Origin of the sequence: Amycolatopsis sp. NPDC051371, from assembly GCF_040682155.1 — a bacterium.
Taxonomy (GTDB): domain Bacteria; phylum Actinomycetota; class Actinomycetes; order Mycobacteriales; family Pseudonocardiaceae; genus Amycolatopsis.
In genome coordinates this window covers 57,934-72,574 of record NZ_JBFBAG010000056.1, presented here as the reverse complement: position 1 = coordinate 72,574, position 14,641 = coordinate 57,934, and the positions used below count along the sequence as shown (strand labels likewise).

The 14,641-nt window shown below is 68.5% G+C and carries 14 protein-coding genes; 11 read left to right on the top strand and 3 right to left on the bottom strand.

Annotated features, from left to right (window positions below; all coding sequences use genetic code 11):
- The first annotated feature begins 91 nt into the window (after nt 1-91).
- The 4 genes from AB0M59_RS45100 to AB0M59_RS45085 all read left to right on the top strand — a co-directional run bounded on the left by AB0M59_RS45100 (nt 92) and on the right by AB0M59_RS45085 (nt 4,874).
- On the top strand, nt 92-757 hold the full coding sequence (locus AB0M59_RS45100) for a class I SAM-dependent methyltransferase (protein ID WP_364628018.1): 666 nt from the start codon (nt 92-94) through the stop codon (nt 755-757).
- Between the two features lie 3 nt (nt 758-760).
- Nucleotides 761-2,305 (top strand): 4-hydroxyphenylacetate 3-hydroxylase N-terminal domain-containing protein, encoded by a 1,545-nt coding sequence (locus tag AB0M59_RS45095; protein ID WP_364628016.1) that lies wholly within the window; start codon nt 761-763, stop codon nt 2,303-2,305.
- 42 nt (nt 2,306-2,347) lie between these two features.
- The gene (locus AB0M59_RS45090) at nt 2,348-3,580 is read left to right on the top strand and encodes a cytochrome P450 (RefSeq protein ID WP_364628014.1); all 1,233 of its coding nucleotides are present in this window, start codon (nt 2,348-2,350) and stop codon (nt 3,578-3,580) included.
- 259 nt (nt 3,581-3,839) lie between these two features.
- Entirely contained in the window at nt 3,840-4,874 is a 1,035-nt protein-coding gene (locus tag AB0M59_RS45085; protein ID WP_364628012.1) for an LLM class flavin-dependent oxidoreductase, read from the top strand.
- 63 nt (nt 4,875-4,937) lie between these two features.
- On the opposite strand, the gene AB0M59_RS45080 is transcribed toward AB0M59_RS45085, so the two are convergent.
- Nucleotides 4,938-5,501: a dihydrofolate reductase family protein gene (locus AB0M59_RS45080; protein WP_364628010.1), complete on the bottom strand. Its 564-nt coding sequence runs from the start codon at nt 5,499-5,501 to the stop codon at nt 4,938-4,940.
- Nucleotides 5,502-5,896: 395 nt separating this feature from the next.
- On the opposite strand from AB0M59_RS45080, the gene AB0M59_RS45075 reads away from it, so the two are divergent.
- The 5 genes from AB0M59_RS45075 to AB0M59_RS45055 all read left to right on the top strand — a co-directional run bounded on the left by AB0M59_RS45075 (nt 5,897) and on the right by AB0M59_RS45055 (nt 12,168).
- Nucleotides 5,897-7,300 carry a nucleotide sugar dehydrogenase gene (locus tag AB0M59_RS45075; protein ID WP_364628007.1) on the top strand — a complete coding sequence of 468 codons (1,404 nt, stop codon included), beginning with the start codon at nt 5,897-5,899 and terminating at the stop codon, nt 7,298-7,300.
- Nucleotides 7,300-8,295 (top strand): NAD-dependent epimerase/dehydratase family protein, encoded by a 996-nt coding sequence (locus AB0M59_RS45070; protein WP_364628006.1) that lies wholly within the window; start codon nt 7,300-7,302, stop codon nt 8,293-8,295. The genes AB0M59_RS45075 and AB0M59_RS45070 overlap by 1 nt, the downstream gene beginning before the upstream one ends.
- A 263-nt stretch (nt 8,296-8,558) precedes the next feature.
- Nucleotides 8,559-9,575, top strand: a complete 1,017-nt coding sequence (locus AB0M59_RS45065) for an alcohol dehydrogenase catalytic domain-containing protein (RefSeq protein WP_364628004.1) — start codon at nt 8,559-8,561, stop codon at nt 9,573-9,575.
- A 48-nt stretch (nt 9,576-9,623) separates the two neighbouring features.
- Nucleotides 9,624-11,018 carry an FAD-dependent oxidoreductase gene (locus AB0M59_RS45060; protein WP_364628002.1) on the top strand — a complete coding sequence of 465 codons (1,395 nt, stop codon included), beginning with the start codon at nt 9,624-9,626 and terminating at the stop codon, nt 11,016-11,018.
- A gap of 31 nt (nt 11,019-11,049) precedes the next feature.
- Complete coding sequence (locus AB0M59_RS45055; RefSeq protein WP_364628001.1) at nt 11,050-12,168, top strand: hypothetical protein; 1,119 nt, start codon at nt 11,050-11,052, stop codon at nt 12,166-12,168.
- A 165-nt stretch (nt 12,169-12,333) separates the two neighbouring features.
- Here the strand turns inward: AB0M59_RS45055 and tpx are convergent, their stop codons facing one another.
- Nucleotides 12,334-12,870, bottom strand: a complete 537-nt coding sequence (gene tpx / locus AB0M59_RS45050) for a thiol peroxidase (protein ID WP_364628000.1) — start codon at nt 12,868-12,870, stop codon at nt 12,334-12,336.
- A gap of 9 nt (nt 12,871-12,879) precedes the next feature.
- Nucleotides 12,880-13,335, bottom strand: a complete 456-nt coding sequence (locus tag AB0M59_RS45045; RefSeq protein WP_364627999.1) for an SgcJ/EcaC family oxidoreductase — start codon at nt 13,333-13,335, stop codon at nt 12,880-12,882.
- Nucleotides 13,336-13,547: 212 nt separating this feature from the next.
- Between AB0M59_RS45045 and AB0M59_RS45040 the strand changes: the two genes are divergently transcribed.
- Nucleotides 13,548-14,015, top strand: a complete 468-nt coding sequence (locus AB0M59_RS45040) for an SgcJ/EcaC family oxidoreductase (protein ID WP_364627998.1) — start codon at nt 13,548-13,550, stop codon at nt 14,013-14,015.
- Between the two features lie 23 nt (nt 14,016-14,038).
- Entirely contained in the window at nt 14,039-14,515 is a 477-nt protein-coding gene (locus AB0M59_RS45035; protein WP_364627997.1) for an SgcJ/EcaC family oxidoreductase, read from the top strand.
- The last annotated feature ends 126 nt before the right edge of the window (nt 14,516-14,641 follow it).

Here is a 14,641-nt window from a genome sequence, read left to right as displayed (position 1 = left end):
CCGCCTTCACCACTGCACGTCAGGAGATGCACCCACCCACACCACCCCCCGACACTGACCACACACCACACCGCCACCCCCGGGAGGCCGCATGAGTACGTTTCGGGTCGACGAGCACGCCAGCAACTACATCGTCTCGTCGTGCACACCACCGGATCCGGTCGTCAGCGCCGTGATCGCCGACACCCAGGAACTCGGCGACCTGTACGAGATGCTGACCCCGGTAGAGCAAGCCGGTTTCCTGACCACGCTCGCCAAAACGCTGGCGCCGCGCACGGTCATCGACATCGGCACCTTCACCGGTCTGTCAGCGCTCTGCTTCGCCAGGGGCCTCGCGCCGGGCGGACGGGTCCTCACCTGCGACGTGACCGAGGACTGGGTCCACATCGCCCGCAAGCACTGGGATGCCGCGGGGGTGACGGACCGGATCCAGTTCGTCCTCGGTCCCGCGCGCAAGACCCTGCCGAAGCTCGTGCGGGACGGCGAGGCAGATCTCGTCTTCGTCGACGCGGACAAACTGTCCTACCCGCACTACGTCGAGACCGCGGCGCGGCTGCTGCGTTCCGGCGGCCTGCTCATCCTGGACAACGTCCTGCTGAACGGCACGGTCTTCGCACCCGAAAAGGTCGAGGACGACCTGCGGCGCCTCGCCGCGGAGTCGATGCGCGAAGTCAACGCCAAGCTCGCCGTGGACGAGCGGTTCGAGACCGTCATGCTGCCTTTCGCCGACGGCGTGACGCTCGCCCGGAAGCTCTGACTCGTGGCCCCCAATGAACCCGGCCACGACGACCGCGGTGCCGCGGCGCCCCGGCGCACCCGGCCCCTGACCGGTGACGAGTACATCGAGAGCCTCCGAGACGGGCGGGAGGTCTACCTCTACGGCGAGCGGGTCAAGGACGTCACCGACCACGTGGCGTTCCGCAACCCGATCCGCATGACCGCGCGCCTCTACGACGCCCTGCACGATCCGGCCACGAAGGATGTGCTGACCGCCCCCACCGACACCGGGAGCGACGGCTACACACACCGGTTCTTCCGCACTCCGAAGAGCGTCGACGACCTCGTTGGCGACCAGCGCGCGATCGCCGAATGGGCGCGGATCGGCTACGGATGGATGGGCCGCAGCCCGGACTACAAGGCGTCGTTCCTGGGAACGCTCGGCGCGAACTCGGAGTTCTACAAGCCGTTCGACGACAACGCTCGCCGGTGGTACCGCGAGTCGCAGGAGAAAGTCCTCTACTGGAACCACGCACTGGTCAACCCTCCGGTCGACCGCAAGCTGCCGCCGGACCAGGTCGCGGACGTCTTCGTCCACGTGCACAAGGAGACCGACGCCGGCCTGGTCGTGAGCGGCGCCAAGGTAGTCGCCACCGGCTCGGCTCTCACCCACTACAACTTCATCGCACACTACGGTCTCCCGATCAAGAAGCGGGAGTTCGCGCTCGTGGCCACGATTCCCATGGACGCCAAGGGGATGAAGCTCATCTGCCGGCCGTCCTACACCGCGCAGTCGTCGGCGACGGGGTCTCCGTTCGACTACCCGCTCTCCTCGCGGCTGGACGAGAACGACACGATCCTCATCCTCGACAACGTGCTGATCCCGTGGGAGAACGTCTTCATCTACGGTGACCTCGGCAAGGCGCAGACCTTCACCGGCCAGTCGGGGTTCATCGAGCGGTCGACCTTCCAGGGCTGCACCCGGCTCGCGGTGAAGCTCGAGTTCATCGTCGGCCTGCTGTCCAAGGCGCTGGAGATCACCGGCACCGAGGACTTCCGCGGGGTGCAGACCCGGGTCGGCGAGGTGCTGGCCTGGCGAAACCTCTTCTGGGGACTGTCGGACGCCGCGGCGCGCAACCCCGTGCCGTGGCGCAACGGCGCTCTGCTGCCCAACCCGCAGTACAGCCAGGCTTACCGGTGGTTCACCCAGATCGGCTACCCGCGGGTGCGGGAGATCATCCTGCAGGACGTAGCCAGTGCGTTGATCTACGTCAACTCGAGCACGGCCGACTTCGCGAACCCGGACATCCGCGGCTACCTGGACACGTACCTGCGCGGTTCGAACGGGATCGACGCAGTGAACCGGGTGAAGGTCATGAAGCTTCTGTGGGACTCGGTGGGCACGGAGTTCGCCGGCCGGCACGAGCTCTACGAGCGCAACTACGCGGGCAACCACGAGAACTCCCGGATCGAGCTGCTGTTCAGCCAGCTGGCCTCCGGGCAGATCGACGACTACCGCGGGTTCGTCGACCGGTGCCTCGCCGAGTACGACCTCGACGGGTGGACCGTGCCGGACCTGTCCCGTTAGGACGCCCCAGAACCGAATAGATCCACGTCCGAGGAGAAAACGATGTCTGAGCGAGATGCGGAACCGATCGCGCTGACCGCCGATGAAATGACCAATCCGGTGGCCCTGCTCGAGCGGCTCGGCACCGACAAGCCCATCCACAAGGTACTGTTGCCCGACGGCATGCCGGGATGGCTGGTGACCGGGTACCGCGAGGCCCGCCGCGCGCTCTCCGACCCGCGCCTGGCCCGCAGCAACGAACACGCCGACGCGAGCCTGCAGAAGTACCTCGCGTTGTACAACGACGAGTTCTTCCGGCACTCGATGGTCTTCAACGATCGGCCGCGACACACCCGGATGAAGAAGCTCGTGTCGCAGGCGTTCACTCCGCGGTACCTGGAGAACCTGCGGCCGAAGGTGCAGCGGATCACCGACGACCTGATCGACGGGATCGCGGCGGCCGGCGAAACCGAGGTCATCGAGTCGCTCGCGGTGCCCCTGCCGAACTCGGTCATCTGTGACTGGTTCGGTGTCCCGATGTCGGACCGGGAGGAGTTCCGCTACTACTGCGGCGTCGTGACCGGCCTCGCGGTGAGCGCGACCGCGAACGAACTCACCGCGGCGGGTAAGTACTTCGACCGGTACCTCGGCGAGCTGATCAGGGACCGCACGGTCGACAGCGACGGGGACGACATGATCTCCGCGATCCTGCACGGCCAGGAGGGCAACGCCACGCTGTCGGACATCGAACTGCGGGCGAACATCTTCCTCATGCTGACCGGATCGGTCGAGACCGCGGTGAACATGATCGCCAACGGGTTGCTCGCCCTGCTGCGCAACCCCGGTCAGCTGGCCCGGCTGCGAGCGGACCCGTCGCTGGTCCCCCAGGCGGTCGAGGAGATCCTGCGACTGGATCCGCCGGTGGTCACCGTGGCCTATCACTTCGCGAAGGACTCCGTCGCGATCGGCGACGTCGTGGTGGAACCGGGAGAGCACGTGGTGATCTCGATGCCGGCGACCAACTACGACACCCGCGAGTTCCCGGAGCCGACCAAGTTCGACATCGACCGGCAGAAGCCGCACCTGTCGTTCAGCCACGGCATCCACTTCTGCCTCGGCGCTCCGCTGGCGCGGCTGGAAGGCGACGTGTTCTTCACGACCCTGCTCGACCGTCTCGGCGACATCGAGCTGGCCGTACCGGAGTCGAGCCTCGCGTGGAAGCCCAGTTACTTCGTGCACCGCCTACAGGCGCTACCCATCCGCTACACCGCCACGGCCGGCCGCGCGGCTGCCTGAACACCGGGTTCCACCGCCGGCGCTCCGGCCGGAGGAGGGGCCATCGGCCAGGACACCATCCGGCGCCGGTTCGCCGAGTTCGTCTACCGACGGGTCCGGTGGACGAGCTCAGGCACAACGCTTCGGAAAACGGAACGAGAGGAGGGAACGGATCGTCTTCAGGTGAAACTCGGTCAACGGGGTGAGGGACCGGGTCCGGACGAGACGAGGCATCCACGAACGAGGGACAGTGCGATGCCGGAACAGAAGGGGAGGGCTGATGACCACCGTTGGTGTCAGCATGCCGATGCTCAACCAGCCGTATTCGAAGTACCCGGAGATGGCCGCACTCGCGGAAGGTGGAGGATTCGATTCCCTGTGGAACTACGAATTCTACCGGAATCCGTTCGTCACGCACGGGCTGTCCGCCGTCACCACCGAGCGGATCAAGCTGGGCACCGGGATCGCCGCCATGGCGGGGCGGACACCGTTCGAAATGGCCAACGCCGCCGCCGACGTGGACGAGCTTTCCGGTGGCCGGGTCCTCCTGGGACTCGGTGTCGGTGGCGAGGAGTGGCAAGACCGCTTCCACGGCACCGGCGTCGACCGGCCGGCGGCCCGCATGCGCGAGTACGTCGAAGTTCTCCAGCTCGCCTGGCAGCACCTGCGTACCGGTGAGCCAGCCTCCTACGAGGGCCAGTTCTACCGCTTCGCGAGTCCGGCCGCCAACCCGTGGGGCCTGCGTGACCTGGAACGTGAGCGGATTCCTGTCTACCTCGGCGCCTTGCGGCCCAAGACGCTCGCGCTCGCGGGTGAAATCGCCGACGGCGTCCTCGGGTTCATGTACACCCCCGAGTTCATCGAAGAGCGGGTCCGGCCCCACATCATCGAGGGAGTGCGGCGGGCCGGACGCGACTTCGGCGAGATCGACCTGACCGCTTACGTGGTCTGCAGTGTGGCCGAGGACCGGGCCGTGGCCCTGCGCCGCGCCCGCCTGCAGGTGGGCGTCTACGTGTTGTTCCCGGCCAGCGCACCCGTGGCCGAGTTCATGGGCCTCGAGGAGGACCGCGACGCCGTTCTGCGGGCGTTCGCCAAAGACGGGCCGGCCGGGCTGGAGCGCGCCACATCCGACGCGCTCGTACGCGCCTTCAGCATCGCCGGCACGCCGGATGAATGCCGCGAACGCCTGCAGGAGTACGACGGCGCGCTTTCGCACGTGATCCTGCACGCGCCGTACACACCTTTCCTGACGGGCGAAGAAAGCGAAGACGCCTTCCGGGCGATCGTCAGCACGTTCGCACCGGCCCGGGCCTGATCAGCGCCTCGCCGTGGGGTGCCCGGCCGGTCTCCCGGCACCGCACCCCACGGCGGGGATCACTCAGCGGACGCGGTCGTAGACCAGCGAGAGCGTTCCGTGCTCACCGGCTTCCTGCCGGGCGAGTGCCCACTCCCCCGGCGGCAGGCCGTCGTCGAAGAGCCGCGGTCCGCCGCCGAGGAAGACCGGGAAGACCGTGAGCGCCAGCCGGTCGACCCGATCGGCGGCCAGCAGCGCTTTGATGATGCTCGCGCTGGAGAGCACGAGGATGTCGCCGCCTTCGGCGTTTTGGAGATCGTCGACCACCTCGAGGGTCGGTTTGTCGATGATCGTGGTGCGCTCCCAAGGCGGTTCGTCGAGCGTGGACGAAAGGATCACCTTTTCGGTGTCCCGGAGCCACTTCGCGAAGGCCTCGTCCCGCGCGTCCGCGTCGTCCTTCCCGATGACGGAAAGCCAGATGCCCACGAAGCCTTCGGCGTTGACGCGCCCGAGTAGCGCCGTCGTCGCCGTCTCCCAGAGCTTCGTCATGTGGTCACGGGCGACATCGGTGACGGCGTAGGGCATCACCCAGTCCATGTCCGACGGGTCACCCGGACCGACGTAGTGCCCGTCGAGAGACAGGCTCATGTTGGTGACGATTCTCCGACCGGCGTTCTGCTCTGCCAATTCGTGCTCCTCAGATCGATGCGGTGTTTCGTTCAAGCCGGGATTCCGGCACCGGAATCCGCGGTCGCGCTCGCTCGTCAGCGGTATCGCCGGCGAACGGGGGGAACCGAAGAACCGGAAATTTCCGGCTCGGTCCTTCGGAATGCCCGCAGGATCTCGCTTCCAAACCGATCGCACCGAAACCCGGCATCGGAAATTACCAACGAATGGACCGAATCGGCCTCTCGATCACCTCATCGAGCGACCGGTCGGGCACGGGAGAAGACGCGACGGCGGCGGCAGCTCGCTGACGATGATGCAGGCCACCAGGCTGACGGACCCGGCCGGTGCGCGGATCACTCGATTGGAGACGGGGTATGCGATTCCTGCCGGAGAGCGGGCAAATCAGCGTCGCTGTGATCGGCTTCGGGTACGTCGGCTCGTGCATCGCGGCCACGCTGGCCGAACGCGGGCTCGACGTCGTGGGGGTGGACACCGACGCGCGGCTCGTCGACGAACTGGCGCGCGGGCACTTCCGGCTCGAGGAGCCGGGGCTGAAGGAGAAGGTCTTCGCCGGTCTGGCGTCGGGCCGGTTGCGGGTCACCACGGACATCGCCGCGACCGCGGAGGCCGACGTCATCCTGGTCACCGTCGGAACCCCGGTCCGCGACGACGGGTCGCTGGCCGACGAACAGCTGCGCGGAGCATCCCGCGCGCTGGCCCCGCACCTGCGTCCCGGCCAGCTCGTCGTGCTCAAGAGCACCGTGCCCCCGGGAACGACCCGTGACATCGTACTGCCGGTCCTGGAGACCGGTGGGCTCACCGGTGGGACCGACTTCGGGCTGGCGTTCACTCCGGAGCGGCTCGCCGAGGGAGCGGCGTTGCGCGAGCTGCGCACGTTCCCCATCGTGGCCGGCGGGTACGACGAGGAAAGCGTCGGTGCCGCCACCGCGTTCTGGCAGCGCGCACTCGGAGTCGACGTGATCCCGGTCGACTCACTGGAGGCGGCCGAGATCGTCAAGCTCGCCAGCAACTGGTGGATCGACCTGAACATCGCGCTGGCCAACGAGCTCGCCAAGTTCTCCGCCCTCTACGGCGTCGACGTGCTCGATGTCATCGGGGCAGCGAACACGATCCAAAAGGGCTCCGGGAGCATCAACATCCTGCTGCCCAGCGTCGGGGTCGGCGGGTCTTGCCTGACGAAGGATCCGTGGATGGTGTGGAACACCGCACGGCGTTTCGGGGTGGAGATCCGCACGGCCAGTGCCGGTCGTGCGGTCAACGCCGAGATGCCCGAGTACACCGCACGCCTGATGATCGACGAGCTGGTCGCCCAGAGCAAGGCTCCGGCGCACGCAACGGTCGCCGTCCTGGGCCTGGCCTTCAAGAACAACACGGGCGACCTGCGCGCGACGCCGGTGCTCGACACGGTCCGCGCGTTGACCCGGGCCGGGGTGTCCGTCCGGCTGCACGACCCGCTCGTCGACGCGGAAGAAGCCGAGGCCATGTTCGGGACCGGGCTCACCGCCACCGTGGAGGACACCGTGCGCGGGGCGGACTGCGTCGCGATCCTGGCCCTGCACCGCGAATTCGCCGACATCGACTTCGCGGCCCTACCGGTCGCCCGGGACTGCGTGCTGTTCGACGGCCGCGCCTACTACCCGAAGGAGCGCATCGCCCAGCTCACCGCGGCCGGATACGTCTACCGCGGCGTGGGCCGGGGGCCAGCGGTGTACAGCCCGCCGAACGAGTTCATCACCCACTGGACGAAGGCGAGCTGATGAGCCAGCGCACACCGCACACCCCACAGCGCGTCCTGGTCACCGGCGGGACCGGGTTCGTCGGTCACCACCTGGTCGAGCGGCTGCGCGACCGCGGCGACGACGTTACGGTGTTCGACGCGACGGCCCCGCGCGGAGCGCTGCGCGAAGGAGTGCGGGTCGTCGAAGGCGACCTGCGTGACGAGACGGCGTTCGCCAAGGCCGCCCGGGGCGCGGAGGTGATCTACCACCTCGCCGCGGTGGTCGGCGTCGACCAGTACCTCGCCCGTCCCCTGGACGTGATCGACATCAACTTCTCGGGGACCCGCACGGTGCTCGAAGCCGCCACCCGCGAAGGCGCGAAGGTCGTGCTCGCCTCGACCAGCGAGGTGTTCGGCAAGAACCCCGCGGTGCCGTGGCACGAAGACGCCGACCGGGTCCTAGGGTCGACCGCCTCGGACCGGTGGTCCTACTCGTCGAGCAAAGCGCTGGCCGAACACCTCACCTTCGCCTTCGCGCGCCAGCACGGCCTCACCGCCACGATCGTCCGCTATTTCAACGCCTACGGGCCGCGTCAGCGCCCGGCGTACATCGTGAGCCGCTCGATCCACCGCGCCCTCAACGGACGTCCGCTGGTGGTGTACGACGAGGGACGGCAGACCCGCTGCTTCACCTTCATCGACGACGCCGTCGCGGGAACGCTGCGGGCCGCGGACGAGCCCGCGGCGGACGGAGAGGCGTTCAACATCGGCAGCATGGTGGAGACGACGGTCGGCTCGCTCGTCGGACTGGTCGCCGAGCTCACCGGCACGACTTCCGTGGTGGACGTCGACACCGCCACCGCGCTCGGCCGGGCCTACGAGGATCTCGGCCGCCGGGTCCCCGACAACGCCAAGGCCGCCCGGGTGCTCGGTTGGCGGCCGGAGACGTCCCTCCGGGACGGTTTGACCAAGACTGTCGAGTGGGCGCGCGCCAGCGACTGGTGGCTCGCCTTGCCCGACAGCGGAGCCGAATGACCGGTTTGCCGTCCGGCCCGCCACCGTCCGGTGCCGCGGGCCGGACGACGTCGAGCACGAACTTCCGTTCCGCGCGGCCGCCGGCGCCCGCGGAACGGATCGGGATGGTGCCTGGTGGACGTCGCCGCGAGCGCGAGCGCCACCTCGCTGGGGCGGGCACCTGCCATCCCGCACGCCCAAAGGTGCGCTGCGGTGCTCGCAGATGCGAGCGTCGCAACGTGAGTCGCCGGCATTCGCTCGGACAAAGACAAGGGTGATGCTCGATGAAGGCAATCGTGATCCCGGGTGTAGGGGGCGCCTGGGAAGTTCGCGAAGTGCCCACGCCCGTTCCCGGCCCCGGCGAGGTGCTCGTCCGGGTCCGGGCCAGCGGCGTGTGCGCGAACGACGTGCTGGCGGCCAAGGGGATCCTGCCGTTCCCATCGACGGACCCGGCGATCCCGGGTCACGAGCCGGTCGGTGAGATCGTGGAAACCGGGCCCGGAGTGACGGGTCGGTCGATCGGGGACCTGGTCGGCACGACATGGATCCGCGGTACCTGCGGCGAATGTGACTACTGCGCGCAGGAGGCGCCGTTGTCCGCGCGGGCCGCTTTCCTCTGCGCGGCACCGGTTTCGACCGGCTTCACCGTCCCGGGCGGGCAGGCGGAGTACCTGGTGCTGCGCGCCGAGGAGACGGTCCGCATCCCCGCCGGTGTCACGGCCGAGGACGCCGTACCGATTCTGTGCGCGGGCTACACCGCGCTCAGCGCGCTTCGCGCGGCCCAGGCCCGCCCGCACGAGCGGGTCGCCGTCCTCGGCGTCGGTGCGCTCGGGCACCTCGCGCTGCAGTACTCCCGGGCGGCGGGCCACGACACCGTGGCCATCACGTCATCCCCGGACAAGCGCGACATCGCCACGCACCTCGGCGCCGGGACGGTCGTCGCGGACGGGTCCGCCCTGCTGGCGGCCGGCGGTGCCGACGTCGTGCTGGCGACCGCGCCTTCCTACACCGCAGCCGCCGACGCGATGGCGGGCCTGCGTCCCGGTGGACGGCTGGTGCTCGCCGGCATCGACACCACCGGTCCGTTCGTCCTCCCGCCGCAGCTGCCGTTCTTCGGCCTGGGTCAGCAGATCGTGGGGGCGACCCACGCCGGCACGCCGGTGCTCGAGGACGCGCTTGCGCAGGTCGCCGCAGGCGCTGTGCGGCCGCTCGTGGAGGTGTTCGAACCGGACCAGATCGCCGACGCGGTGGCCAAGGTGGAAAAGGGCGAAGTCCGGTTCCGCGCGGTCGTCCGCTACTGACCCAACCAGCCCCCGGCAACGAGCCGGGCAGAACCAGGAGGAACGCGCATGCGCGACCACGTCGGAAATCGCGCGGTCGTTCTCGGTGGGAGTGTGGCCGGAAGCCTGGCCGCCCGGGTGCTCGCCGAGTTCTACCGCGACGTCGTGGTGGTCGACCGGGACACCGTGCTCGGCGTATCGGCCACCCGCAAGGGCACCCCGCACACCCGCCACGCCCACGGCCTGCACGCCCGCGGCCAGCTGATCCTCGAGGAGCTGTTCCCCGGCTTCACCGAGAACATGCGGCAGCAGGGCTACCCGGTCGGCGACCTCGGCGAGATGCGGTGGTACTTCAGCGGCCGCCGGCTGCCCTACACGAAGACCGGTCTGATCTCGGTGACCCCAACCCGGCCGATCCTCGAGCACGAGATCCGCAGCCGGGTCGCGGCTCTGCCGAACGTCACGTACCTGGAGCGCCACGACATCCTCGGCGTGGTGTCCACCCCGGACCACAGCCGTGTCACCGGGGTCCGCGTCCTGCCGAAGGAAAACGCGGACGGCGAAGTGGTGCTCGACGCGGACCTCGTCGTGGACGCGACCGGACGCGGTTCCCGGACCCCGGCGTGGCTGGACGAGCTCGGGTACGAGCGCCCCGCCGAGGACCGCGTGAAGATCGGGCTCGCCTACACGACCCGCTTCTACCACCGGGTTCCCGGGTCTTTCGAAGACACGTGGTCGATCAACCCGGTCGCCTCCCCCGCCCACCCGCGCGGAGCTTTCTTCGGTTTGTCCAACGAGGACATGTGCATCGTTTCGCTCACCGGCATCCTGGGGGACCACCCGCCGACCGATCCCGAGGGGTTCCTGGAGTTCGCCCGGTCCCTACCGGTGCCCGACGTGTACGAAGGCATCAAGGACGCCGAGCCGATCGACGCGCCGTCGTCGTTCGGGTTCCCGGCGAGTGTCCGACGGAGGTACGAGCGGCTGCGCCGCTTCCCGGCCGGCCTCGCGGTGATCGGCGACGCCGTGTGCAGCTTCAACCCCGTCTACGGTCAGGGCATGAGCGTGGCCGCCTGGGAGGCCATGACGCTGCGCGAGCACCTCCGGGCCGGGCAGTACGACCCGAGGGGCTACCTGAAAGCGCTCGGCAAGGTCGTGGACAACCCGTGGGAGGTCTCCGCCGGAGGAGACCTCGCCTTCCCCGGCGTCGAGGGTAAGCGGACGGCCAAGGTCAACATGGGCAACGCCTACGTCGGCCGAGTGCAGTACGCGGCCTCGAAGGACCCCGAAGTCGCCAAGGGATTCATGCGGGTCGCGGGTCTCATCGACCCGCCGGCCGCACTCATGAAGCCGCGGATGATGGCCCGCGTCCTGCGGGCTTCGCGCGACATGACTGCTTCGGGCGGCGGCGTGCCCGCCACGACCCCCCAGCCGCCGGAGCGAGAACTACCTGACGCCGCGTAGACCACGCGGACCAGCAGAGAAGGAGCTGACTGTGACGAACGAAGACCGCGCGCTACTGGCGAAGAACGGGAGCGGGCTGCACTACCGCGGGGTCGCCTACGACGTCGGGTCGAACCACCAAACCGGCCAGGGTTCGCTGTCCCGCATGGTGTGGAGCGAGGAGCTGATGCGCTCGGAGCTCGACCTGGTCGCCGACCAGCTCAACGGCAACTCGGTGACGATCTACGGCACCGAGCTCGATCGGCTCGAGGCGGGGATCGCCCACGCGATCGACCGCGGCCTGCACGTGTGGCTCCAGCCGCGGCTCATGGACGGCGCGCAGCAGGACGTGCTGGACTTCATCGGGGAGGTGGGCCGGCTCGGAGAGTCGTTCCGCAAGCGCGGCGCGGACATCCACCTGAGTATCGGCTGCACGCACTCGATCCAGACCGCGGGCATCATGCCCGGCGAGTTCTACCACAACCGCATGGGCAACGCGTTTCCCGACGCGAACCACCACTTCCTCAAGCCGGTCGGCCCGATCGACCACGACGACGTCGCACGCAAACTCAACGCCTTCCTTACCAAGGCCGCGGCGGTCGGACGGTCGGTGTTCAAGGGCGGCATCACCTACTCCGGCGGTCCGTTCGAAGACGTCGACTGGTCGCTGGTCGACTACATCGGCCTGGTCGAGTACTACTACCCCCACCCGTCGCGCGAGGCGTACGCGGAGGAGCTCAAGTCCTACCGCCAGTGGGGCAAGCCCATCGTGATTTCTGAGTACGGCACGTACACCTACAAGGACTGCCACACCAAGGGCCTGCTGGGCTTCGACATCGTCGACCGCACTGTGGAGCCCCCCACCGTGTTTCCCGGATTCACCCGCGACGAGCAGGCGCAGGCCGACTTCCACCTGGACTCGCTGCGCCTGTTCGACGAGCTGGGAATCTACAGTGTCGCGGTGACCGAGCTCGTGCACCCGACCCACCCGCACTCCGACGACCAGAAGTACGACCTCGACACCGCGTCGATGTCGATCACCAAGTCCATCCGCGACGACTACTTCGACTACCTGTCGACCTATCGGGTCGAGCCGAAGGAGTCGTTCCGGGCGATCGCCCGCTACTACGAGGCGGTGGCCGAGCGAAACCGCGGTCAGGCCGCGGCCTGAGCTTCCACGAAGGCCCTGGACACCGTTTTCGTTGTCCAGGGCCTTTCTCGTGTCCGCATCCCCGTCTGCTTTGGTCGCCGCCGCGCGGCCGGCATACGAAAAGGCCGCCAACCGGGCAGGGAACCCGGCGGCGGCTTTCGCGAACGGACCGTCCGAAAGCGACGGTCAAGCGGCGCGGCGCACGTTTTCCGCCTCGCGAGCGGCGGTCACCGCGGCGTCGAAGTCCGGCGGCTGCCCGACTTCCGTGACGTACTCGGCGTGGACCACCCTGTTCTCGGCGTCCACCACGAAGACCGCGCGGGCCAGCAACCGGAACTCCTTGATGACCACGCCGTAGGCCAGCCCGAACGAGAGGTCGCGGTGGTCGGAGAACGTCCTCACGCCCTCGACACCCGCTGCTCCGCACCAGCGGGCCTGCGCAAACGGGAGGTCCACCGACACGGTCAGCACCGACGCTTCACCGAGTTCCGCGACGGCTTCCTCGAAGCGACGTGTCTGCAGGTCGCAGACCGGCGTCTCCAACGAGGGGACGACCGAGATCACCCGAGTGGTCCCGCCCAGTGAGGAGAACCGGACCGGCGTCATGTCGTTGCCCAGCACGGTGAAGTCCGGCGCCTGCTCGCCGACCCGGACCTCGGAACCGAGCAGGGTCACCGGGTTGCCGCGGAACGTCGTCACCCCTGGGCGTTCGGTGCTCGTCACCTCGCCCCCTCAGCCCTTGACCGGGCTGGTCTGCTGGGAAACCAGCCGCCACTCGCCATCGGCCTGCGTGGCCACCCAAGTACCCCGGACGGTGCGCTCGGCCGGCACCGCGGTCTCGCCCTCGTAGAGCACACCGCCGTCGGTGATCACGACGGCCACGCCCGGCTCGAGCACCTTCACGTCGATCGGCTCGGTGACCAGCTTGGTCCCGGCGAGCGTTGCGCCGAAAGCGTCGGTGAAAAACGCGAGGATCGCTTCGCGTCCATTGATCTGCTCGTCGTCGACGAGGATGCTGCCGTTCTCGGCGAACGACTCCGCGAACGCGTCGGCGTCGTTCGCGTCCCACGCGGCACGGGCGCGCAGCTGTGCGGTCACCGCCGCGCTCTCCTCGCCCTGGGTGAACTTCCCGTAGTACGTGGCCCATTCCTTGGCCCCTGCGACGAGGGACGAAGCCTTCTCGGACATCCGGCTCTCCTTGGCTGACTTTGTGCTCGAAGCTCCATGGCCAGGGTGTTCCTCGGCGGCCCGACCGCGCGTCTTCTCGCCTGCGCGAGAAAGAGCGAAACAGCGGCAACGCAGGAGAGGTTTCCAGGCGGTCGCGCGTGTGACGATTTACCGCGTATGCGCCGATCGTATCCCCGCCGTCGGTTGGCCGACCGATCGAAGGAGAAGCAACAGTGTCTGCACCCACTTCTGACGACCAGGCCAGGCTGGACGACTACTATGGCCCCTTCACCTCCGAGAAGGCAAAGGAAGCCCTGGACGTCCCGCTGCGCCTGATCGCCGCCTGGAGCAAGAACGACGGCTACGGCGTCGCCAAAGCCTTCACCGAGGACGGCATTCTCATCCTTCCCGGCGATGTGCTGAAGAAGGGCCGCGACGAAATCGGCGCGTTCATGGCCGCCGCCTACGCCGGGCCGTTCAAGGGCACCGGTGTCACCGGCAAGCCGGTCGACCTTCGGTTCGTCTCGGACACCGTCGCGCTGATCCGCACGCACGGCGGCATCCTCGCCCCGGGCGAGACCGAGATCGACGAGGAGCTCGCTGTCCGCTCGACCTGGATCGTCGTGAAGCGCGACAACGAATGGCAGCTGGCTGTCTACCAGAACAGCCCGCGTGGCTCCGGCGCCACGCTCCGCTGGTGACACCGACGACCAGGGAGATCATTGTGCCGAACAATTCTTGGGGCGACGCCACGGCGATCCTGACCGCATACGGGGTCGAGGAGGACACCTCTTTCTACCGCGAGTTCACCAGCGCGGACGAAAGGGCGGTCCTCACGGTTCCGCAGCGGATCCAGAACGCCTGGGCGAAGAACGATCCGGACGTGTTCGCGGACGTCTTCACCGCCAACGGCAGCTTGCTCCTGCAGGACAACCAGCTGACCAGCCGCGAGGATATCCGCGGCTACATGCGCGCCGGGTTCTCCGGCCCGCTCAAGGGCGCGCACGTCAACGGCTGGCCGCTGGCGGTCAAGTTTCTCGAGCCGGACATCGCGATCGCGATCACCGAAGGCGGCATCGTTCGCCCCGGCGAGTCGGAAATCGCGCCGGAGAACCAGATCCGCGCGGTCTGGGTGGTCGTCCGCAACGACGAGGGCGACCTGAGCCTGTTCTCGCACCAGAGCAGCCCGGTCAAGGGCTGAACCCGTCCGGCTCGGGAAGGCCGCCTCGAGGACTCGAAGTCGCCGAGGCGGCCTTCCCTGCGTTCTCTGTGGTGGGCCGCCGGCCAAGCACGAGTGAGCAACCACCGAAACGGCAAAGGCGGCGCC